20 protein-coding genes and 1 pseudogene are annotated in these 21,677 nt (G+C 56.0%); 16 read left to right on the top strand and 5 right to left on the bottom strand.

The window, feature by feature from the left end:
• Nucleotides 1-102: 102 nt before the first annotated feature.
• A complete protein-coding gene (locus JN12_RS17980; RefSeq protein WP_246125916.1) occupies nt 103-585 on the bottom strand; it encodes a type II toxin-antitoxin system HicB family antitoxin in 483 nt (160 codons plus the stop codon).
• Between JN12_RS17980 and JN12_RS21355 the strand changes: the two are divergent.
• Together JN12_RS21355 and JN12_RS21350 are read left to right on the top strand one after the other, a co-directional pair.
• A pseudogene (locus tag JN12_RS21355) lies at nt 567-620 on the top strand (HigA family addiction module antitoxin); the annotation flags it as partial. The gene JN12_RS17980 and the pseudogene JN12_RS21355 overlap by 19 nt on opposite strands.
• A gap of 24 nt (nt 621-644) precedes the next feature.
• A complete protein-coding gene (locus tag JN12_RS21350; protein WP_246125917.1) occupies nt 645-782 on the top strand; it encodes a hypothetical protein in 138 nt (45 codons plus the stop codon).
• A gap of 70 nt (nt 783-852) precedes the next feature.
• Here the strand turns inward: JN12_RS21350 and JN12_RS17970 are convergent, their stop codons facing one another.
• From JN12_RS17970 to pal, 3 genes are all read right to left on the bottom strand, one after another.
• Nucleotides 853-1,464 carry a hypothetical protein gene (locus JN12_RS17970; RefSeq protein WP_145025337.1) on the bottom strand — a complete coding sequence of 204 codons (612 nt, stop codon included), beginning with the start codon at nt 1,462-1,464 and terminating at the stop codon, nt 853-855.
• Nucleotides 1,461-2,816: a chloride channel protein gene (locus JN12_RS17965; RefSeq protein WP_145025335.1), complete on the bottom strand. Its 1,356-nt coding sequence runs from the start codon at nt 2,814-2,816 to the stop codon at nt 1,461-1,463. Before JN12_RS17965 ends, JN12_RS17970 begins: the two co-directional genes overlap by 4 nt.
• Before the next feature lie 156 nt (nt 2,817-2,972).
• Nucleotides 2,973-3,560, bottom strand: a complete 588-nt coding sequence (gene pal, locus JN12_RS17960) for a peptidoglycan-associated lipoprotein Pal (RefSeq protein ID WP_145025333.1) — start codon at nt 3,558-3,560, stop codon at nt 2,973-2,975.
• 175 nt (nt 3,561-3,735) lie between these two features.
• Here pal and JN12_RS17955 point away from each other — a divergent pair, with 175 nt between their 5' ends.
• On the top strand, nt 3,736-4,239 hold the full coding sequence (locus JN12_RS17955; RefSeq protein ID WP_145025330.1) for a MarR family winged helix-turn-helix transcriptional regulator: 504 nt from the start codon (nt 3,736-3,738) through the stop codon (nt 4,237-4,239).
• A 148-nt stretch (nt 4,240-4,387) separates the two neighbouring features.
• On the opposite strand, the gene JN12_RS17950 is transcribed toward JN12_RS17955, so the two are convergent.
• Entirely contained in the window at nt 4,388-6,397 is a 2,010-nt protein-coding gene (locus JN12_RS17950; RefSeq protein WP_145025328.1) for an NAD(P)/FAD-dependent oxidoreductase, read from the bottom strand.
• Nucleotides 6,398-6,664: 267 nt separating this feature from the next.
• Between JN12_RS17950 and JN12_RS17945 the strand changes: the two genes are divergently transcribed.
• From JN12_RS17945 to JN12_RS17885, 13 genes are all read left to right on the top strand, one after another.
• Entirely contained in the window at nt 6,665-7,477 is an 813-nt protein-coding gene (locus JN12_RS17945) for a sugar phosphate isomerase/epimerase family protein (RefSeq protein ID WP_145025326.1), read from the top strand.
• Nucleotides 7,478-7,629: 152 nt separating this feature from the next.
• Nucleotides 7,630-8,382, top strand: a complete 753-nt coding sequence (locus JN12_RS17940; protein WP_145025324.1) for an SDR family NAD(P)-dependent oxidoreductase — start codon at nt 7,630-7,632, stop codon at nt 8,380-8,382.
• Between the two features lie 39 nt (nt 8,383-8,421).
• The gene (locus JN12_RS17935) at nt 8,422-9,900 is read left to right on the top strand and encodes an aldehyde dehydrogenase (protein ID WP_145025322.1); all 1,479 of its coding nucleotides are present in this window, start codon (nt 8,422-8,424) and stop codon (nt 9,898-9,900) included.
• Between the two features lie 220 nt (nt 9,901-10,120).
• Nucleotides 10,121-11,869: a thiamine pyrophosphate-binding protein gene (locus JN12_RS17930; RefSeq protein WP_145025320.1), complete on the top strand. Its 1,749-nt coding sequence runs from the start codon at nt 10,121-10,123 to the stop codon at nt 11,867-11,869.
• Between the two features lie 691 nt (nt 11,870-12,560).
• Complete coding sequence (locus tag JN12_RS17925) at nt 12,561-13,892, top strand: MFS transporter (protein WP_145025318.1); 1,332 nt, start codon at nt 12,561-12,563, stop codon at nt 13,890-13,892.
• Nucleotides 13,893-13,984: 92 nt separating this feature from the next.
• Nucleotides 13,985-14,419, top strand: a complete 435-nt coding sequence (gene aroQ, locus JN12_RS17920; RefSeq protein WP_145025316.1) for a type II 3-dehydroquinate dehydratase — start codon at nt 13,985-13,987, stop codon at nt 14,417-14,419.
• Between the two features lie 22 nt (nt 14,420-14,441).
• Nucleotides 14,442-15,539 (top strand): Gfo/Idh/MocA family protein, encoded by a 1,098-nt coding sequence (locus JN12_RS17915; protein WP_145025314.1) that lies wholly within the window; start codon nt 14,442-14,444, stop codon nt 15,537-15,539.
• 106 nt (nt 15,540-15,645) lie between these two features.
• Nucleotides 15,646-16,803 (top strand): ABC transporter substrate-binding protein, encoded by a 1,158-nt coding sequence (locus JN12_RS17910; protein ID WP_170242049.1) that lies wholly within the window; start codon nt 15,646-15,648, stop codon nt 16,801-16,803.
• A 109-nt stretch (nt 16,804-16,912) separates the two neighbouring features.
• The gene (locus tag JN12_RS17905; RefSeq protein ID WP_145025310.1) at nt 16,913-17,995 is read left to right on the top strand and encodes an NADH:flavin oxidoreductase; all 1,083 of its coding nucleotides are present in this window, start codon (nt 16,913-16,915) and stop codon (nt 17,993-17,995) included.
• A gap of 50 nt (nt 17,996-18,045) precedes the next feature.
• The gene (locus JN12_RS17900; RefSeq protein WP_211360580.1) at nt 18,046-18,222 is read left to right on the top strand and encodes a hypothetical protein; all 177 of its coding nucleotides are present in this window, start codon (nt 18,046-18,048) and stop codon (nt 18,220-18,222) included.
• 319 nt (nt 18,223-18,541) lie between these two features.
• A complete protein-coding gene (locus JN12_RS17895) occupies nt 18,542-19,705 on the top strand; it encodes an ABC transporter substrate-binding protein (protein WP_145025308.1) in 1,164 nt (387 codons plus the stop codon).
• 85 nt (nt 19,706-19,790) lie between these two features.
• On the top strand, nt 19,791-20,696 hold the full coding sequence (locus tag JN12_RS17890; protein WP_170242047.1) for a branched-chain amino acid ABC transporter permease: 906 nt from the start codon (nt 19,791-19,793) through the stop codon (nt 20,694-20,696).
• A gap of 75 nt (nt 20,697-20,771) precedes the next feature.
• A partial coding sequence (locus JN12_RS17885) for a branched-chain amino acid ABC transporter permease (protein WP_145025304.1) occupies nt 20,772-21,677 on the top strand: 906 nt, incomplete at its 3' end.

Genomic DNA, 21,677 nt, shown 5'->3' with positions numbered 1-21,677 from the left:
CTGTTCGTGCGGGGAAAAGTGCAACAATCCGGAGTTCATTCCGCTGGACCTTGGCTGCGGTTTAGAGTGAATAGCTCATGCGAAGCGAAAAGACAAGAAGGCTCACCGGTCAGTATTCAGGTTTACTCTAGTGAAAGAAAGCACTAATCGTTTACCTAGAGCCGCAGCTATCTTGTCCAGTTGACGAAGTGATGGCCAATGCTTCGGGTCCTCTAAGCGGGATACGGCAGGCCATGAAGTGCCGAGCGTTCGTGCAAGGTCGGAGAACTTTTTCTCTCCCCGGTTTGACTTTACAAGTAATGCCGCCTGGATATTGACATCCGGCGCAACCATATGCACATTTGCCCCTGATTCGGCATGAGGAAGAGGAATAATCTCGTTATCTTCCATCCTTGATTTGAGAGTTAGATCCAATACCTCTATGGCATTGTAATTGGCTTCTTCAAGGGTGTCACCTTCACTTATGGCTTCAGGGAAGTCAGGGAAGGTAATGGTGTATCCGCCTTCGTCGGCAGGATCAAAGATGGCCGGATATTGGCGTGACCCCACGTCGGATAAATGAAATCGTGCATGGACGGCGCGCAATAACCGCCGACACGGCACTCCGGTTAGGGCGTTTCTTCAACATGGAGGCGCAATTCTGGATGAATCTCCAGACGCACTATGACATGGAGGTGGCGCTGGAAGCTCTGGAGGACCGTCTTGACAAAGAGGTCCGTCGCGGCATAGAGCATGTGGCCAAAGTGGGGTCAGGATTTGATAGTTTGATAACGGGCAGGTAAATCAAGTTATCAGTCCTGACAGCAGCCTTTTAATGGGTGACCCTATTGCCCTCTATTGCCCTTGCCTGAGTTACGATTTTCGCTCCAGTACCGCGATGATCTCAGGGACTGCCTGGCTCATGATTCCGCGCAACGCCTTTTCGATCATCTCCCGCCTCAGGAGATTTCTGTCGACTATCGCAAAATCGGAAACCTTCGATTCATAGCTCAGCTTCCTGACTCTTACGCCATTTTTCCAGACATCCATCGAAACTTTGACGGTGCATGTCACCTCAGCCTTCGGAATGCCTGCAGTTTCATCAAGTTCGATCTGCATAGTGGTCAGATCAAGCGCTTTGGCTACGTCTGGCGGCAAGGATGAACCCAGTTCGACGCTGTACCCCGTAACAGTCAATTCCCTATTAAGCGCATCAAGCACCATATCGTCCGGCGAATTAACCGACAGTATTTCGCCAGTTACTCTCCCGTCGGAATCTTTCCGCTTGCCGATGACCCAGCGGGTGCTATTCTCACCGCTACTGGCAGCGTGATAACTTGCAGATTTTAGAAGCAGACTCCCCGATCCGCCCCTCGCCTCGACAGAGGGGGAGTACAATATGGACACGGGGGCCGTTGCAGCACAGCCGGAAAGAATGCCTGAAGCCCACGCCATTGCAACCGCGACTATTATTCTCCAGATCATTGCTTCTCTCCCCTCTTAACCAGGCGCAAAACCAGTGCAAAGAAGCCGATCAGTGACTTTTCGCGGTGAGAGACTACCGCCACGTTCACCTCTCCGACCGGTTTACCGGTGGTGACTTGCAGGGATGCGCTCTTCTGCATCCCGAGAACCTGGCTTGGATAAATGCTGCGATAGCCGACGATCAGGAAACTGACCATGCAGGCGACCGCTGCATGCGGTGCTATCGACGGGCCGAACAGTTCCATGGCCATAACCGACGCTGCGATGGGGGTGTTGGCTGCGCCTGCCAGGAGGGCCACCATGCCGATCGCGGAAAACGTGGCCACATATGGTTCGTTGAGGAACTGGGCGAAAAGGTTACCCGCTGCTGTCCCGATAAAGAATATCGGAGTGACGACCCCGCCGCTTCCGCCGCACCCAAGCGTGATAGCAGTGGCCAACCCCTTCCAGAGGCAAGCTCCTCCCGGGAGAATCTCTCCTCTTAAACCGCCATCGATGGTCTCCAGGCCGAGCCCCAGATAGCGTTTGGATACGAACGCCCCTATGAGGATGAGCATGACCCCACCGAGGATTGCATTCATCGATTTAGGCCACGGGAGTTTGTCGAAAAGCCTATGAGTGAGTTTCATGGCTTCGATCAGTAGCAACGCCACGATTCCGCACCAGATGCCAAGCAGAATCATCTCAACGAAATTCCAGCTGGTCAGTTCCGGTATCACCCGGCCTACCTGATATGAATACTGTACCCCCAGCAGGGTGGCGACGTGATAGCCGACAATACCAGCCACGAACGACGGGAAAAGCACGTCGTAGAGCATTTGACCCAGGACGAGAACCTCGATCCCGAAAAGTGCCCCTGCGATGGGGGTGCCGAACACTGTGGCAAAGCCGGCGCTGATCCCGCAGATGACGAGTTTGCGTTGATCCATTGGTTCGAGTCGCAGAAGTCTGCCGAAACCTGACGCCAACCCGGCGCCTATCTGGGCGCACGGGCCCTCTTTGCCAGCCGACCCGCCGCCGGCCAGCGTGATCACCGTAGCCACCAGTTTCACCGGGACCACCACGAGGGGGATACGCCCCATACGCTTGTGCACCGCTTCAATGACCTTTTCCGTGCCATGTCCTGCTGCATCGGGGGCCAGCCATTGTACCAGCAAGCTACTTGCCAGAAGTGCCGACGGCAGAAACAGGTATGAGTTGGGAAGTCTTACGTACTGTCCTGATGTCCATGAAAGCGCTCTTAGAAAAGCGGTTGTGCCGAGCCCCACCAGTACGCCGACAATCGAGGCATAACAGGCCCATTTAATGACACTCGCGACGAGGGTTATCTGTTCAGTAAGCTTTTGCTGCATAGAGGTATCCAAATGTCTTGCGGACTGCTGAGCGACTTGCCGTCAAGAAATGGTGGCTTCAAAGCCGAGTGGCAGTGCCAACGGAGGGTTATGGGAGAAATTTGCAGCCCCTGCGCTGTGGCGTTTGCCGAGGCATAGGGGCTGCTGAGTCGATGCTTATGGGGTTACCGGCACGAACTCGTCCCGGCGATTCTGTGCCCAGGCTGCTTCATTGTGCCCAGGGTTGGCAGGCTTTTCCTTGCCATAGCTGATCACCGAAAGTCGATTGGCAGGTATCCCCATGGTTACGAGATACTCCATGGCTTCTTTGGCCCGCTTTTCACCCAAGGCAAGGTTGTATTCGTCGGAACCACGCTCGTCGCAATTCCCCTCGATCCTGATCCTGGCCTTGGAGTTCTGTTTGATAACGGCGGCGTCTTTGACGAGTGTTTGACGGGCCTTCTGGGAAAGTTTTGCGGAATCGAAGGCAAAAAAGACCTTTTCCAGGGCAGATTTCAGCTGTTCGATCCCCTGGTCAGATTTCTGCGCCGGGACGTTTTGTGGCGCGACTTCCTTGGTGTCTTGCTTCACGGGCGAGGCAACGATCTTCTCCGTTTTTGCCGTTCCCTTGTCGGTTGCGGCCGTCACAGTCGCTTTTGGTGCCAACGACTCGTCCTTTTTGACGATCTCCTGCTTGGCACACCCACCAACGACCAGGGCGGCTCCGCATAACGATACAATCATGCCAATTGCTTTTTTATTCATTTTTTGTTCCTTTCTTTTGGGTTATCTGCCCGTAATTACGGGGTTACATGTAGAGCCACAGGGGCAATTGCCTGTCAATGGGTTTGACAGAATTAATACTTTGCTTGTACATTTTATTTATTTATAATATTATTCGTACATAAGTACTATTTGTCAACCGATTTTTGGAGTGATTATGTCTTCGAAATCAGATGCCATTGAGGGAATCATCGATAACCTCCGGCGAATTTTCCAAGTGGTTCACGAACAATCGAAAATTTCCGAGCGGGAAACAGGACTGACCGGGCCACAGCTATGGGCTGTCAAGGTAATCGCCGAAGCCGCACCGATCAAACCTTCCGAACTGGCGCGTCGCATGTACCTCCACCCGACCACGGTCGTCGGGCTTGCAGATCGGTTGGAGAAAAGAGGGTTGGTTTCACGTACCCGATCCCCAAAAGACCGGAGGGTAGTTGAAATTGATTTGACCGATCAAGGGAGGGAATTGCTGGCCCTAGCGCCAGAAGTCCCGCAAGGGCTTCTTGTGAAAGGGTTGGAGCATCTGCAGGACAATAAACTTTCCAGGGTGGCAGAAGGGGTTGAAGAGTTGGTGAAGATTCTTGGAGCCGAAGAGATTCCTGCGCAATTGATCCTGTCTTCAGAAATAAATTTACCCCGGAAGAGACGGTCACAACGCTAGAGATGCTGTCCGGGTACGTGAAACGGATCAGCGGTTTGGCGTTGGTTGGGTACTTCGGCGGGATCGGCCCGGTTTTAGCTCTTCCCCGTCGTACAAAGGGAACAAGATGATTACCAGCGAGGAGCTTCCCCAGTTTCTTGTCAGATCATCACCAGCCGATCCGCTTCAAAAGCGTCGAGCTGGATAGAATGCTTCTTCCCTCAATGACGCCATAGCCGATCTTGCGGGGCCTGCTGCTGTCACCGATGTTGATGAATTCGATCTTCTTCCCGTGGTAGTACTCCTTCATCGCCTCAACATGCTGACTGTTTGACGAAAAACCTAGACACATCAGCGAGATATCAAACTCCAGGTTGGTGCTCTCCCCGTTCCGGGAACAGATCAATTTATTCTGCGTAACCTCTTCGATGGTGGTATCCACCAGCACATCGATGTCAAACTCCCTGATGACCCCCATGAGATACTTCTTGGTGAGCGGGTCAAGATCGATGCCGAGCTGTGGCAGCCGTTCCACGATGGTGACTTTCGCACCCAGACCGGCAAAGAACTCGGCACAATCCATCCCCACGGCACCGCCGCCGGCAATGACGACCTTTTTGCTCTCCAGACCGGAAAACGAATCGATGTTCTTCAGCAGGTTGGTCACGGTATAGATCGATGACCCTTCCCGGTTGATGAGCTCTCTCAGCCCCTTGATGGGCGGCAGGGAAGGGGATGAGCCCGTGGCATTGACGACCAGGTCAGGTTTCAGCTCGTCGATCTCCTTGAAGGTCGGCGTTCTGCCGTGGAATACGACCAGATTTTTGAGGCCGGCCATCCTTTCCGACAGATATTCCGTAAAGTAATGAATCTTCTGCTTGGCCGGAAATCTTTGAATCAGGTGCAGCAGGCCGCCGACCTCATTCTCCTTTTCGAACAGGAAGGTGTTGCATCCTACCTCCGCCGCGGTGCAGGCTGCCTCCAGACCGGCCGGACCGCCGCCGATGATCACAACGTTGGTGGGAGTCGTCACCTTGTGATGTTTGTGGTCGTCTTCCCCGAAAATATCGGGATTCAGCGAGCATTTGATCGGCCGACTGCTGAAGATCCGGTTCCCCACGCACATGATGTTGCAGGAGATGCACTTCCTGATCTTCCTGGGCTCACCCATGTCTGCCTTGTTGACCCAGTTGGGGTCACAGATCAGCCCCCTGCCGATGGCGATAAAGTCGGCACGCTTGTCGGCCAGCACCTTGTCGGCGAACTCGGGATTCCTGATGTTGCCGACCGTGATGGTGGGGAGGTCGAACCGTTTCTTGATCTCGTCGCTGAGATAGACCTTGGAACCTTCGGGGAAGTTCATGGTCTCGATCTGTTTTTCCAGGGTGTAATTGGCGCCGGCAGATACATCGATCAGGTCCACGTAGGGCTTGAAGAATTCAAGGAGGGTGAAGGTGTCCTCCAGCGTGATACCGCCTTTCATGAATTCGTCCGCACCGATCCGGATGAAGATGGGGAAGTCGGGACCGACGGTCTTCCGGACTTCCTGCAGGACCAGGAGGCAAAATCTCGCCCTGTTCTCCAAAGAGCCGCAGCCGAATTCGTCCTCTCGCTTGTTGGTCGTCAGGGAGAGGAACTGGGCAATGAGATAGGAATGCCCGGCATGGATCTCCACGGCATCGAAGCCGGCGATCTGAGCCCGGTTGGCTGCCCGGCCGAACTTCCTGACGATTTCGTAGATCTCTTCCGTAGTCAGCGCCCTGGGCGTTTCTCCGCCTTCCTTTGAAGAGACGTCTGACGGCGCAACAACCCCATGCCCTTCGGTTCGCTCATTATTGGTCGAGGCGCCGGCATGGTTGATCTGAATGCACGCCCTGGCACCATATTTCTTGATGGTATCCACCAGCCTGGTCAGCCCCGGGATATACCGTTCATGGTCGATGCGCAGCTGGGTTGCCCCGTTCGACCCGAGCGGATAGTCGATATTGCTGTTTTCCACGATGATCAGGCCGGTGCCTCCCTTGGCCCTCTGTTCGTAATACTTGATATGGTTGTCGGTCACCTGGCCATACTCGCCGCCCAGGTTGCCGCACATGGGGGGCATGACGATTCTGTTTTTTACGACCAGGTTCTTGATTTTGAACGGCTGAAAGGTATGGGGGAAGTACGGATGTTGCATGATGAACACCTCTTGTTATGCGTGTTGAATGCCAGTGGTAGCGCCGTAATCATACCGGGTTGGATTATTAAGGCATAGAAGACGTATATACAAGTAGACATATGCGTGTCAATAGAAAACTTTACGGAGTCCAAAGGCAGGATTCTGTATTGACAGGTTTTGGGTATAGGTATATACATCTATACATTGCTATTGCTAGCGGACTGGCGTAAGGTTATTCCGCCCGGAGCAGTCACATTCCAGACCCGGTACACGGAGGATGAGCATATGAAGTCGACATTTGCAATGGCGTGCCTGACTGCTTTGAACCTTACCCCGCCACAGGCGATCAGCGTCGCAGCCAGGATCGGTTACACCAGTATCGGCGTCCGGCTTTTGCCGGCGGGCCCGGGTGGCGTTGCTTACCCATTGATGGACAATCCGTCACTGCTGCAGGAAACACTGTCGTGCATCGCAGATACCGGGGTGACGGTATTCGACCTGGAGATGATCCGGGTCAATGAGACGTTCGACGTCGCACAATATAAAGGCTTCCTGGAGGTGGGGGCGAAGCTCGGCGCAAAGGCGATCCTGGTGGCTGGCGATGATTCCGATCAGTCCCGTTTGATCGACAATTTCGCTGTGCTGTGTCAGGCCAGTGCCCCGTACGGCATGACCTGCGACCTGGAATTCATGCCCTGGACGCATGTCCCGGATCTGGCCAGTGCCAAGCAGGTGATCGGAAAAGCCGCGTGCGATAACGGAGGGATACTGGTCGATGCGCTGCACTTTGCCCGCTCGTTCAGCAGACTGGACGATCTGAACGACATTCCGCGCAGCTGGCTGCACTATGCTCAGCTATGTGACGCTCCCGCCGGGATCCCGACGGACGTCGCCGGCCTGATCCATACGGCACGCTGCGAACGGCTGCTGCCGGGGGAAGGGGGGATCGACCTGGCTGCACTGTTTCGCCGCCTGCCCGCTGACCTGCCGATCAGTCTCGAGATTCCCAACGACGCCCGTTCCAACATCATTGGTTCGGAGGCCTGGGCCAGCGACGTACTGGCTTCCGGGCGCGGCTTTTTCGCGGGGCTGAGATGAGCGATTTCCGGAGTAGAACAGGTTTTCGTTTGACAGTACATGTATAAAGGTGTAGACAAGTATATAATTGTTTTGTTGTCATGCTGGATACTGATTTAATTTCCGACAGGGACCCACATTACCGGAAGGATGAAAGAAAGGGGAGGCGACAGATGGCGAGTGATCTGGCAGGGAAGGTGGCGATCGTTACCGGGGCCGCCATGGGACTGGGCAGGGCGGTGGCCGTGCGATTGGCAAAGGACGGCAGCGATATCGTGCTGGTCGATCTTGACGCAAAGCTCATGCAGGAGGTTGCGGAAGAGATCCACGCCCTGGGCAGGAAAACGCTCGTCCAGTCCGTGGATATTTCGCAATGGGACCAGGTACAGTCGATGGTGGACAACGCCATCGCCGCCTTCAAGAAGGTCGACATCCTGGTGAATTCCGCAGGGATACTGGGGCCCACCCTGCCGGTATGGGAGTATTCCATCGAAGACTGGGATCGGGTGGTGGCAATCGATCTCAAGGGGACGTTCCTCATGTGCAAGGCAGTCATCGGGCACATGCGGAGTCAGAAGAGCGGGCGGATCGTGAATTTCGCATCCATAGCCGGCAAGGACGGCAATCCCAATTCCTGTGCCTATACGGCATCCAAGGCCGGGGTGATCGCATTTACGAGGGGACTCGCCCTGGAGGTCGCGCAGGAGAACATCTTCGTCAACTCCATCGCTCCCACGATGATAGAAGGCAAAATGTCGGCGAGCATGACCGATGAGCAGATCCAGATGCTGTTCAACAAGATCCCGATGAAGAGGTTCGGCAAGCCGGACGAGGTGGCCGCCCTGGTTCGGTTCCTGGTCTCCGAGGAGTGCAGCTTCTCCACCGGTGCCTGTTACGATATCAGCGGTGGCCGGGCCGTCTACTGATCCGTGCCGATTGAGCTACCACTACGCAAGGAGTAACGGGTGAAAAGGTATCTGTTGAACATAAACGGCGAATGGGTTGCTCCTGACAGCAACAACTGGTTCGAAACAACCAACCCCTATGACAACGAGCCGTGGGCACTGATTCCGCAGGGTAATGCCGTTGATGTGGATCGGGCGGTCCGGGCGGCACATGAGGCGTTCAGTTCCGGGCCGTGGCCGGCGATGAACGCCAGCCAGAGAGGCGCGCTCCTGCGGCGGCTGGCTGACCTGCTTCATGAAAAGGCCGACTTCCTGGGTGAACTGGAGTCGCGCGACAACGGCAAGCTGCTGGCCGAGTGCCGGGCGCAGATGAAGTACACCGCCGAATGGTACAACTATTACGGCGGCCTGGCGGACAAGGTCGAGGGGGCGGTCATCCCCACGGACAAGGCCGGGGTCTTCAATTTCACCCGCTATGAACCGCTGGGGGTGGTTGCGGCCATCACCCCTTGGAACTCGCCACTGATGCTCGCCACCTGGAAACTGGCCCCGGCTCTGGCTGCCGGCAATACCATCGTGCTCAAACCGTCCGAATTCACCTCCACCACCTCGCTGGAATTCATGGACCTTGTCATGGCGGCAGGCTTTCCCAAAGGGGTCGTCAATGTCGTGACCGGTTTCGGCAGCGAGGTCGGTGAGCCGCTCGTGTCGCATCCGCTGGTGGCAAAGATCGCCTTCACCGGCGGCGAGATGGCCGGCCAGGCAATCAACGAGCTGGCCGCGAAAAGTTTCAAGAAGGTGATCCTGGAACTGGGGGGAAAATCGCCCAATATCGTCTTCGACGATGCGGACCTCGACCAGGCGGTGAAGGGGGCGATCAGGGGGATCTTTTCCGCGGCCGGGCAATCCTGCGTGGCCGGGTCCCGGCTTCTGCTCCACGACTCGATCCACGACCGATTTGTGGAAGAGATGGTTGCCATGGTTAAGGGAGCGCGGATCGGCAACCCGGCCGCCCCTGAAACGCACATCGGACCGATCGCCACCAAGCTGCAGCTGGAAAAGGTGCTCAGGTATATCGATATCGCCAGATCCGAAGGCGCAACCTGCGTGGTCGGCGGCAACGCACTGACATCGGGTGAGTTTGCCAAAGGGAATTTCGTCGAGCCGACCATCTTTACCAATGTCACCAATGATATGCGGATCGCCCAGGAGGAAGTCTTCGGGCCGGTACTGTCGGTGATCCGGTTCAGGGACGTTGAGGAGGCGATCCGGATCGCCAATGACATAAATTACGGTCTGGCCGCAGGGATCTGGACAACCAGTCTGGAACGGGCAGTGTACGTTTCGCAGCGGGTCAAGGCCGGCACGGTCTGGGTAAACACCTATCGCGACACGAGCTACACCTCCCCCTTCGGCGGGTACAAGCGGAGCGGCATCGGCCGGGAGGGGGGGCAGGAGGCCATCAAGGACTATCTTCAGGTAAAGAGCGTCTGGGTCTCCACCGGCATGAACCTCCCCAATCCGTTTGTCAGGCAGTAGCGGTCAGCACTAGTACCCTGTAACTCATTTTTTTTCGTAGATTGGGTTAGCGGCCTCGTCGCGTAACCCAACAGCTTCGAATGTTGCCAGCTTGGTCATGTTGGGTTACGGCATACACCCGCCTAACCCAACCTACAAATTGTTGAGTGCCACGAAATAACTCTGTCCACGAACAGCGTCGGTGTTGTTCATAACAAACTAGCACGTTAAGGAGGTTTCGATGAAAGATCTCGTTTCCCGTCAATTTGTGAAGTACCTGGAGAACCGGGGTATCAAGCATGTCTTCGGTCTCTGCGGACACACCAATATTGCGGTGTTGGCGGAGATGGAAAAGAGTTCCATCAAGTTCGTCAACGGCCGGCACGAGCAGATCCTTGCCCATGCTGCGGACGGCTATGCCCGCGTCACGCGCGAGGCGTCGGTGGTGCTGCTCCATATCGGCCCGGGTATGACCAACGCCGTTACCAGTGTTGCCACCGCTGCCCTGGACTGCACCCCCATGGTCATCGTTGCCGGCGACATCGCCAGCCACTTCTACGGAAAGAACGGCCAGCAGGAAGTGAGCCTGCATGCCGACGGGTCGCAGTACGAAATCTTCCGCCCCATCGTGAAACGGGCCTGGCGCGTTGAGCGGCCGGAGCATTTCCCTGAGATCATTGAAAAGGCGTTCCAACTGGCGGTGAGCGGACAGCCGGGACCGGTACTGGTGGACGTGCCGATGGATATCTTTTCGCGGGAGTGTGATGTCGCCCTGTTCGAGCGGCTGCAGCACAACGCGAAGACGTTCCACAAGCCGTCAATCGACGATGAAACCGCGGCAAAGATTGTCCGTACCCTGATGCAGGCCAAGAATCCCCACCTGCATGTGGGGGGCGGCATCGTGCTGGCCGGTGCCGCAGACGAGCTGCGCGAGTTTGTGGATCACCTGAGCCTTCCGGTCTCCTACAGTGCGATGGGCAAGGGAGCCCTGCCGGACGATCACCCCTTCAGCCTGGGGATGGCCGGTTTCTGGGGGACCAAGTTCATCAACGGCAAATGCCTGCTGGCCGACTACATCATGGCGCTCGGGACCCGCTTTGCCGAGGCGGACAGCAGTTCCTGGGAGCCGGGGTACACCTTCAACATTCCGCCGACCAAGCTGATCCATATCGATATCGAAGCGAGTGAGATCGGGCGTAACTTCCCGGTGGAGGTCGGGGTCGTTGCAGATCTCAAGCAGGCCCTGACGGTCCTGAACCGGGTGGCGAAGAGCCTGTATCCCGAAGGGCGCAAGGATGATACCCTCAAGCAGGAGATTGCCGCCAACAAGGAGGCCTACCGCGAGCTGAACCGTGAGAATGCGACGAGCAGCGCCTATCCGATGCGTCCCGAGCGGATACTGGCCGAAGTGCGCGCGGCACTTCCCAAGGATGCCATCATCACCACCGACGTGGGGTGGAACAAGAACGGCGTTGGTCAGCAGTTTCCCGTCCTGGTGCCGGGCGGCGTGCTGACCCCCGGCGGGTTCGCCACCATGGGGTTCGGTGCGCCGGCAGCCCTGGGGGCAAAGATTGCCGCACCCGATCGCGTGGTCGTCTCGCTGGTCGGTGACGGCGGTTTCGGTCAGAACCCTGCACTGCTGGCAACGGCGGTCGAGGACAACGTGGCCACGATCTGGGTGGTGATGAACAACAACGCCTACGGCGTCATCGCCGGCCTGGAAAAGGCCCATTTCGGCACCGTCTTCGGCACCGTCTTCCCGAAGGGGTTGCCCGATTATGCCGCCATTGCCCGGGCCTATGGAGCGGAAGGGGTGAGCGTCAAGTCGGCTGAGGAGTTCAAGTCGGTAATGGAACAGGCGGTCAAGTCGAACAAACCGTTCGTCATCGACGTGCAGATGCAGAACGTTCCGACGCCGACGGCCGGCCACTGGAACATCATGGACATCTACTCGCCCAACAAGCATGTCCATCATGTGAGCACCGACTAGTACCTTGTAACTCAAATTTCTTCGTAGGTTGGGTTAGCGGCCTCACCGCGTAACCCAACAGTCTTGCATGTTGCCGGCTTGGTCGTGTTGGGTTACGGCATACACCCGCCTAACCCAACCTACAAAATCAGCAACGAAAAGAATAATGTTCCAAGGTACTAGGCCGTACACACCCACACAAGTCACTATTGTCATGTCCAGCGCCATTGTCCGGATCTCCTGGGAATTCTTCCCGAGAGCTCTCCGGGCTTTTGTTTTATTGCCACCTGAATTGAAAAGAAGCCATACAGAGAGCATACAGTAGTCGCTTTGTCTGCCTGATCGGTGCATGTCGCTCATCGCAAAAGTGGTAACAATGGCACGATATTTAGGCTGTTTTTCTCCGCACCCTCCGTTATCTAGCTAATCAGCCGATCAACAAACATATACAATGTGCTGTACCTGCCATTACGACCCCCCTCCAGCAGCTCGTCTTGTCAAACTCGTTGCTCCGGTACCGTTCGGTCAGATCAAAACAAGTTTTTATTGACTGTTGATGTATACATGTGTATACATATAACAGCCATTCGGTTGCAGCCGCTCCAGTTTTAGCTCAATTCAACACTAACTGATTGTTTATATTCAAAACAGCGGGAACCATTCCCAGAAAATACAACGGTCGGGTCTGATCATCGGCCCAAGGGGGCAAAAAATGGAAGAATCCGTAGTCGCAACCGCAAACGGTGTTGGAGAGGCGGTCTCCATCCGCGACAAGGTATGGCAAGCTTTTGCCGTTGGCAAGGTTCGATGGGGCATGCTGTCATTGGTCTTTTTTGCCACGACGCTGAACTATATAGACCGCGCCACCCTCGGTGTCATGCAGCCGATACTTGCCAAGGCCATGAACTGGACAGCGCAGGACTATGCGAACATCAACTTCTGGTTTCAGGTTGGTTATGCAGGCGGCTACGTCCTGCAGGGGCGTTTCATCGACCGGGTCGGCGTGAAGAAAGGGTTCGCAGTTGCGGTCCTTGTCTGGAGTGTGGCGGCAGCTTCACATGGTCTGGTTGCTTCTGTCGTCGGCTTCATGATCTGCCGGTTCTTTCTGGGGCTGTCGGAAGCCGGGAACTATCCATCGTGCGTCAAGACCACCCGCTTGTGGTTTCCGGCCGGTGAGCGGGCCATGGCGGCCGGTATTTTTAATGCCGGCACCAATGTCGGCGCCATGGCCACCCCGCTGCTGGTTCCCTTTATCATGGCCGTATGGGGTTGGCAGGCTGCGTTCTACGTTATCGGCGGCCTGGGCATTGTCTGGCTCGTGTTCTGGCTCATGTCGTACCATAACCCTGAAAACCACCCGACCGTCAGCCAGAAGGAGCTGGACTATATCCACAAGGGAGCAGAGGCCGAAGTGGAAAAGGTTCCCTATTCAAAGGTAATCAGACTGCGCGCCACCTGGGCATACGCCATCGGTAACTTCCTGACTGCCCCGGTCTTCTGGTTCTATCTTTACTGGCTGCCGCCCTATCTGAACAAGCAGTACAATCTGGGTATCAGTGTTTCCAAAATGGGCCTGCCGCTGATTGTCATCTATCTCATGGCAGATGTTGGCAGCGTCGGTGGCGGCGTGATTTCATCCACCATGATCGGACGCGGCATGAAGGCGATTCCTGCCCGGCTGCTGTCGATGCTCATCTGTGCACTGTGCATTATGCCGATTATTCTGGCGTCATCAGCCAGCGGGTTGTGGATGGCGGTACTGTATATTTCTCTGGGGATTGCTGCCCATCAGGCCTGGACTGCTAATTTGTGGAGTCTGGCGATGGATATGCTGCCCAAGAATGCGGTCAGTTCAGCGTTTGGCCTCGGCGGCATGGTTGGTGCCGTTGGTGGCATGTTCATGACCCAGCTGGTCGGGTATATCCTTACTGCAACCAACAACAACTATGCCGTACTGTTTACGATTATTCCCGGTGCATATGTTGTCGCGCTGCTCTGGGTTTACTTCGTTGCACCTCGCAGACCGGAAACGATTCAGGCCTGAGTGACGGGCTGAGCCAATCCCGGATGACAGTCATAAAAGCCATGAACAAGATGTTATGCGACAGTCATCAATCTTCACAGGAGGAACAACGCATGAAAATCCTAGTACTGAACGGTCCGAACCTGAACCTGCTCGGCACCCGCGAGCCGGGCATTTACGGGAAGGCGACCCTGGGCGAGATCGATGCAGCGCTCGCGGCACTGGCAAGCGAATTGGGGGTCGAGATCGAGTCATATCAGTCGAACTCGGAAGGGGCGCTGATCGATAAGATCCATTCCGCAGTCGGCACCTGTCGCGGCATCCTGATAAATCCTGCCGGCTATACCAACTTCAGCATTTCCATCCGGGATGCCATCGCCAGCGTCGCCCTGCCGACGGTCGAGGTACACCTCTCTAACATTCACAGCCGGGAGGAGTTCAGGCACAAGAGCATGATCGCTCCGGTGGCCGTGGGTCAGATCACCGGCTTCGGCATGGACAGCTATCTCCTGGGGCTCAGGGCTTTGGTGAGCCATATCAACAGGTAATTCCCGGAAAAAGGAGAGAGGAATGAAGTCGTCTGTATGCGAAGGCGCGGACCCAAAGGGCACTGGTCATTACAAGACAGGAACCGGCCCGGTCCGCATAGCCGTCATAGGTGCCGGTCTCATCGGACTGACGCACCTGAAGATCATCCGGCGGGAGCTATTGTGCGAGATTGTCGCCTTAGTCGATCCCATGCCGGCCGCTGCAACCGTTGCGGCAGAGCAGGGCATCCCCTGTTTCTCCGACCACGTCCGGATGCTCGAAGCGGTGAAGCCTGACGGTGTGGTCATTGCCACGCCGAATGCGCTTCATGTGCCGGTGGGTCTGGCCTGCGCCGAACGGGGCGTGCATATGCTGGTCGAGAAGCCGATTGCCGACACCGTCGAAGCGGCACAGACTCTGGTCGAAGCGGCAGAGCGGGCCGGGGTGGAGCTTCTGGTCGGCCATCACCGCCGGTATAATCCGATCATCCGGAAGGCGCGCGACATCATCCAGAGTGGCGGGATCGGGAGACTTACCGCCGTGACCGGCCAGTGCCTGATGCAGAAGCCCGAAAATTATTTCGACATGGCCTGGCGCCGGCAGGCCGGAGGCGGGCCGGTTCTGATCAACATGATCCACGACATCGACAATCTCCGCTTCGTCTGTGGCGAGATCGCGACCGTCCAGGCGGTTTCGTCGAACGCCGTGCGCGGCTTTGCGGTGGAAGACACTGCGGCGGCGATCATCGGCTTTGCAAACGGCGCCCTGGCAACCCTCACCATTTCCGACGCCGTTGCAACCCCCTGGAGCTGGGATACAACGGCGGGCGAAGTGCCGTACATCAGGAGCTACCGGGAAATCTGTTACTTTTTTGCCGGGACCGAGGGGGGGCTTTCGCTGCCTAAGCTGCAACTGTGGAGCTACAAGGGGGAAAAGGGGTGGGGCGCCCAGCTGAGTATGGATCAGCATCAAGTTGATGCCGCCGATCCTCAGACCATGCAGATGCGGCATTTCTGCCGGGTGATCAGGGGTGAGGAAAAACCTGTTATCACCGGCGCCGATGCCACCAGGACCCTAGCTGCGACGCTGGCTGTCAAAGAGGCGGCAGAGACAGGCTGCTCCGTCAATGTTTTTGGATAGTGCGCTGTCAACAATGAAGCCGAAGGAGGTGCGACATTCATCCGAGGTGCATTGTGTAACCCCTGTTTATTGTCATCATACCAATACAGCTGAAAGGGAGACCGACATGAAAAAGCAGTGCAAGCGTATAACGATACTGCTGTCCGCAGCTTTTCTGGTGTTTTTTTGCTCCGCTGCTCTACTCTTTGCCGCTGAGCCGATAAGTATCGGCTTTACGGCCGATTTTTCAGGCAGTAATGCTGCCAGCGGCATGCAGGCATCCCCGGTAGTCGAGCTTGTCGTGAAACAGATCAATGCTTCCGGCGGTATCAACGGCAGGCCGATCAACCTGGTAGCGCTGGACAACGGTTCCGATTCTGCGAAAGCCACCGGCAACCTGATACTGTTCAAGGACAAATACCGCTGCAAGGCAGTCATTGCGAACTCCACTTCAGGCGTGGCCATGGTGCTTAAGGCCTGGGCGGAAAAGAACCACATACCGGTCATTGCAGTTAACCCGCAGAGCGACAAGTTGTGGGTCAAGAGCGGGAAGGCCTGGTTCTTCAGGGTTGAGACCCCTGCTTCACCACGTGTGGATGCGGTATTGGCCAAGGTAAAGAAGCTTGGCTACACGAAAATTGCTTTTGAAGGAAGCACGCTCGCCTGGGGGACCGACACGCTGGCGACACTCAAGGAAAAAGCACCTGCCTACGGCATGAAACTGGTTTCAGAGGTCCTGGTCGAGCCCAAGACGAAAGACCTTACCATCCAGGCCAAGAAACTGAAGGATTCAGGTGCCCAGGCGGTGATCTGTGCCGAGTACGATGCCGAGACAGTCGGATTGGCGAGAGCGATGAAGAATATCGGCTGGAATCCTTACGTTATTCATACGAGTGCCGCAAACTTGATGAATGCCCTGGCACTTGCCGATCCTGCAATGATGGCCGGCTGGGAGACTATCCAGCAGATCGATCCCCATAAGCCTCAAGTTCAGAATACATGGTCAAAGACCAAGGAATATACCGGCAAGGCGCCACTCGAAAATGAAGAAGGGCCCCGGGCGATGGACGGCATAAACCTGCTGGTAAGCGCCCTGAAGCTCAGCGGGAATTCTGACAACTCGACAGCCATCCGTGATGCTTTTTACAAGATCAAGGACTATGAGCGGGTGCTGGGGAAAGCGGGTGGCAAGGGAGGCTTCACGGAAGGCAAGAACCACCTTCTGGATGTGCAGGATCTGGTGATCTACACCGTCAAGGGCGGGAAGCTGTTGCCTGCGAAATAAGGCACCATACCAGTTACGTGAATCCATGAGGCATGGAAGCACTTTTGTGTTTTGCTCCATTGCCTCCATGCCTCACGGATTCGGTTGTCAGAAATTGGAGAAGAATCGGATGAAATCCTTATTTGACCGGACACATTTTGCCGGCTTGCATCTGAAGAACAGATTCTTCCGTTCGGCTACCCGGGATGGGTTTGCGGATGAGCGCGGTCAGGTGACACCAGAGTTGGTGCAGATATATGAAAACCTGGCCATGGGTGGAGTCGGCACCATTATCACGGGCCACGCCTATGTCACCGATCGGGAACAATCGAAGCAGCCGTGCCAGATGGGCATCTATGATGATTCATTGATCGATGGCTATACACGGCTGACCGATACGGTACATCGCCATAACGTAAATATTATCATGCAGATAAGCTGCGTTGGTGCTCAGACATATGCTGGTGGACAAGAAAGGCTGATCTGGGGGCCAAGCCCCATTGAAGATCTGGCCACCAGGATCATTCCTGAGGAAATGTCCGGGGATGAAATTCTGTATCTGCAGACTGCCTTTGCCGACGCTGCACTCAGGGCACAAAAGGCGGGTTTTGACGGTGTCCAGATACATGCCGCACACGGTTATGTCTTAAACAAGTTCCTGAACCCTTATTACAATAGACGAACCGATGCATACGGTGGCACCATCGATAACCGGGCGCGCATGCTTATTGAGACGTATTTGGCCATGCGGGGAAAAGTAGGGACCGAATTTCCGATTCTCATAAAAATAAATTGTTCTGATTTCATGGACCAGGGGATGACGTTTGATGAGTGCAGATACGTCTGCAAGAAACTGGTTGAACTGGGATTAAGTGCCATTGAGGTCAGTGGAGGGAATCTGTCGTCACCGCCGAATGAGGGACCCGTCCGGATAATAAAGAAGGAGCAGGAACATTATTTCAAGCGATATGCCGTTGAGATTGCGCAGGAAGTCGATGCACCGGTTATCCTGGTCGGCGGCAATCGTGATTTCAAGTCAATGGAAGAGATGCTGAACCAGACGGACATAGAATATTTTTCCCTTAGCCGGCCACTGATATGCGAGAGTGACCTGATCAACCGCTGGCAAAGCGGAGACCTGAAGCCTGCCAGATGTATCTCCTGCAACAAGTGCCTTGGGCTCGAACATACGTCCTGTATCTTGAATAAGTAGCGACACGCTAGCAACAAGCTGGCAGCAGCTTGAACCCATTGGTTCCACTCTTGACAACCGACCTTATCTCTAATCCAGACTTCTATCTGGTGGCGGTCCCCGCCGTTCTGCTCAACAGCATCTCAAAGGGAGGCTCCGGCGGCGCCATCGGCGGCATTGCCGTGCCGCTGATGGCACTCGCCATCTCCCCTCTTCAGGCCGCGGCGGTCAGGCATGCCTGTTCCTGAGCGGCCTTCAACTGATCTGGCGAGGAATCCGTTAGTCCGATCAATTCTCCATTCATTAAAACTCAAAATCGTTTTTTCTTCTGAAATCGTCCTTTAGCAAAACAATTTTATATTGACAAGAAATGTATAGATGTGTAGACATATACCATGTGCCTAGATGCTGGTGTTGCCAGTAGATTCGTGCGCAATAAGTCGTTTGTGAGTGGATTCGTTACAAGGCCAATACCACCAGGTGCACACGGTCTGGATAAGTAGTTGTATAAGGATGAGGAGAAAGCAATTCTGTTCGGCATATAGTCAAATCTAACAGGAGGTACGTATGAAACAGCACGGTTCAAAGATGTATGCAATCGCGACGATGGTCGCAGTCGCCCTGGTCCTGGTTTTTTCCTTCCAGGCAGCATTCGCAGCAGAACCGATCAATATCGGGTTTACTACCGACTTTTCGGGGACGGCAGCCACTCTCACCATGCAGGAAGCTCCCGTTGTGGAGATGGTCGTGAAGGAGATCAATGCTGCCGGTGGCATCAAGGGGAGGCCAATCAACCTGATCGTTCAGGACAACGCCTCTGACCCGGCTAAGGCGCTCGGCAATGCCAAGATGTTCAAGGAGCAGTACAAGTGCAAGGTCATCATCGCCGGGGTTACCTCATCGGTATGCCTTGCCCTCAAAAACTGGGCGGATCAGAACCACATTCCAATCATCGCGATCGATCCGGCAAGTGACAAGCTGCTGGTGAAAAGTGGGAAAGCGTGGTTCTTCAGAACCGAGGATCCGATCTTCCTGAGTGTGGAAGCAGCACTTGCCAGGCTGAAAAAGCTCGGCCATACCACGATCGCCTTTGAAGGCAGCACCCTGGCGTGGGGCACCGACACCCTGAAGATGATCAAGGAAAAGGCCCCGACATTTGGCATCAAGGTGGTAAGTGAAGTCCTGATCGAGCCCAAGGCAAAGGACCTCACCATCCAGGCCAAGAAGCTGAAAGATTCGGGAGCCAAGGCAGTGTTCATTGCCGACTACGAATCCGAGACAGCAGCACTGGCGCGGGCAATGAACTCCCTTGGCTGGAAGCCGTATGTCATCCATGTCAGCGCAGCTAACCTGAATTCTGCCATGTCGCTTGCTCCAGCCAAAATGTTAAGTGGTTGGGAGACCCTCCAGGCTGCTGATACCTCCAAGCCTTTTGTCCGGAAGATATTCGGTAAGATCAAGGCATATACCGGCAAGCCTGTGGACGAAGACAAGAAGGTTCTCAGAGCATACGATGCTATCAGCCTTCTTGTGGAAGCCCTCAAGGCCAGCGGAAATCCCGAAGATTCGACCGCCATCCGTGATGCCTTCTACAAGCTTCCAAAATACGAGCGGGCAACGGGCAAGACTGGTGGCAAAGGCGGCTTTGTGATTGGCAAAAACCACCTTGTGGATCTGGATGACGAGATTATCTATACCGTCAAGAGCGGAAAGCTGATGCCGGCGAAATAGTTTGTCAGCCGGTGACCACAGCCCCTCGGTCAGGCGGTATCCGCGTCTGACCGGGGGGCTCAAACCAAGAATGCGTGGGTGTCAAATGGACAGTTATCTTTCGGACCTGGTACCGATCATCATCGTGGGACTCTCCCTTGGGAGCCTGTTCGGTCTGGTGGGGCTGGCGTACACGGTGATCATCAACGCGACCCAGCTGGTAAACTTCGGCCAGGGTGACTTTGCCATGGTGGGGGTGGCGGTCTGCTGGGCATTGATCAGCAAGCTGGGACTGCCCTTGTGGGTAGCCTTTCCCCTGGCCGTGGTAGCCGGCGGTGCCATGGGGTTCATCACCAACGCGATCATCGTCACCCCGCTGTTGAAAAAGGACGTGCACCCGTTCTACCCGATCCTCGGCACCATGTCGGTCGGCACGATAGCGGCCGGGGCGGTCGGGATCTTCACCGGGTTCTACTGGATGCCCATCGATCACTTCCTGGGGAATGAACCGTTGAAAGTGGGCGGCATTCCGATGGACACCCAGGGGCTCCTGATCATCGGCACCACCGTCGCCATCGTCACCGCCTACTGGTACCTGCTGCACAAGACCCGCCTGGGACTGGCGCTGCGGGCCACCGGCTTCAACCGTGAGGTCTCGCTGTTGGCCGGTATCCGGGTGGGCAAAATGGCCAGCCTCTCCTTCGTCATCAGCGGCATGATCGCGGCCATCGCCGGGGTCCTGTGCGCGCCGTTCTCCGCCTTCACGGCCACGGACGGTCTGATCCTCGGCATCAACGGCTTCATCGCCCTGATCGTGGGGGGCTGGGGCAACCCGTATGCCGCGGTCCTGGGTGGGATACTGGTCGGGATGATCCGGGCACTGATCGTCGGCTACGTCTCCTCGGCGCACGCGGAACTGGCGACCTTCGTGGTGCTGATGGTGGTCCTCACCATCAAACCCCAGGGGCTGTTTGCCGGCTTCATGATGCCGAAAACCATGAACACACGATAAGGATGAACCGGGAGCAACCAACCCCAAGTCCCCCTTTATGAAAGGGGGGACGAAAATCTCAAATAGGGAGCATATATGTGGCGTAATCGGAAAAGAGACCTGATGCTCATCTGCGGGGTGGCCCTGGTCGGGGCCTTGCTGCCACTGGGGGTACCCGACTTCGTACGGTACCTGGTCGTCCTGGTCAGCATCTACGGCATAGCGGCCCTGGGACTGAACATCTTCATGGGGTACTGCGGCCAGATCAACCTGGGGAGCGCCGGCTTCTTCTGCATCGGGGCGTATCTTCCCACGATGCTTAAGGTCAATTATGACGTGCGCTTTTTCATCGGCTTTCCCCTGGCGGTCGCCTTCTGCGCCCTTATAGCCTGGCTGCTCAGCTATCCGCTCCTGCGGCTGAAAGGTCATGCCATGGCCATCGGCACCCTGTCGTTCGGCATGGCGGTCTTCCTCATTGCCGAGCGGTTCCCGTCCTTGACCGGCGGTGCCGACGGAATCACCGTCCCGCCCATGGTCCTCTTTGGGGAGGAAGTTGGCGATACGTTTTACTACTACCTGATCCTGGTCTGCTTCTTCCTCTCCTATCTGGGGTGCTACTTCCTCATGTCGTCGCGGATCGGTCGGGCACTGAAGGCGATCCGCGACGACGAGGACGCGGCCCTGGCGCTGGGGATCAATATCGCCCACTACAAGACCTTTGCCTGGGTGCTCAACAATGCCCTGATGGGCCTAGCCGGCGCCCTGTTCGCAAAGCAGGCGGGATTTTTGAGTCCCTCCACCTTTGCCCTCTGGACCAGCGTCAGCGTACTGGTCATGATCTGCGTCGGGGGCCTCGGCACCAACCTGGGGTCGGTCCTCGGGGCCACCATCATGACCCTGTTGCCGTACATCCTGGTCTCCATCCAGGAATACATCATGCTCACCCAGGGGGTGATCCTCTTCTCGGTGCTCCGGTTCATGCCGGACGGGATCGTCGGCACC

Origin of the sequence: Geobacter argillaceus, assembly GCF_007830735.1 — a bacterium.
Taxonomy (GTDB): Bacteria; Desulfobacterota; Desulfuromonadia; order Geobacterales; family DSM-12255; genus Geomobilibacter; species Geomobilibacter argillaceus.
Note: the sequence above shows the minus strand (reverse complement) of the source record. Positions and strands in the feature narration are given on the sequence as shown.

Bases quoted from the DNA above. Each gene is read 5' to 3' on its own strand.
- JN12_RS21350 (WP_246125917.1), top strand. From the start codon at position 645: ATGAATCTCCAGACGCACTATGACATGGAGGTGGCGCTGGAAGCTCTG.
- JN12_RS17970 (WP_145025337.1), bottom strand. From the start codon at position 1,464: ATGATCTGGAGAATAATAGTCGCGGTTGCAATGGCGTGGGCTTCAGGC.
- JN12_RS17965 (WP_145025335.1), bottom strand. From the start codon at position 2,816: ATGCAGCAAAAGCTTACTGAACAGATAACCCTCGTCGCGAGTGTCATT.
- pal (WP_145025333.1), bottom strand. From the start codon at position 3,560: ATGAATAAAAAAGCAATTGGCATGATTGTATCGTTATGCGGAGCCGCC.
- JN12_RS17955 (WP_145025330.1), top strand. From the start codon at position 3,736: ATGTCTTCGAAATCAGATGCCATTGAGGGAATCATCGATAACCTCCGG.
- JN12_RS17950 (WP_145025328.1), bottom strand. From the start codon at position 6,397: ATGCAACATCCGTACTTCCCCCATACCTTTCAGCCGTTCAAAATCAAG.
- JN12_RS17945 (WP_145025326.1), top strand. From the start codon at position 6,665: ATGAAGTCGACATTTGCAATGGCGTGCCTGACTGCTTTGAACCTTACC.
- JN12_RS17940 (WP_145025324.1), top strand. From the start codon at position 7,630: ATGGCGAGTGATCTGGCAGGGAAGGTGGCGATCGTTACCGGGGCCGCC.
- JN12_RS17930 (WP_145025320.1), top strand. From the start codon at position 10,121: ATGAAAGATCTCGTTTCCCGTCAATTTGTGAAGTACCTGGAGAACCGG.
- JN12_RS17925 (WP_145025318.1), top strand. From the start codon at position 12,561: ATGGAAGAATCCGTAGTCGCAACCGCAAACGGTGTTGGAGAGGCGGTC.
- aroQ (WP_145025316.1), top strand. From the start codon at position 13,985: ATGAAAATCCTAGTACTGAACGGTCCGAACCTGAACCTGCTCGGCACC.
- JN12_RS17915 (WP_145025314.1), top strand. From the start codon at position 14,442: ATGAAGTCGTCTGTATGCGAAGGCGCGGACCCAAAGGGCACTGGTCAT.
- JN12_RS17910 (WP_170242049.1), top strand. From the start codon at position 15,646: ATGAAAAAGCAGTGCAAGCGTATAACGATACTGCTGTCCGCAGCTTTT.
- JN12_RS17905 (WP_145025310.1), top strand. From the start codon at position 16,913: ATGAAATCCTTATTTGACCGGACACATTTTGCCGGCTTGCATCTGAAG.
- JN12_RS17895 (WP_145025308.1), top strand. From the start codon at position 18,542: ATGAAACAGCACGGTTCAAAGATGTATGCAATCGCGACGATGGTCGCA.
- JN12_RS17890 (WP_170242047.1), top strand. From the start codon at position 19,791: ATGGACAGTTATCTTTCGGACCTGGTACCGATCATCATCGTGGGACTC.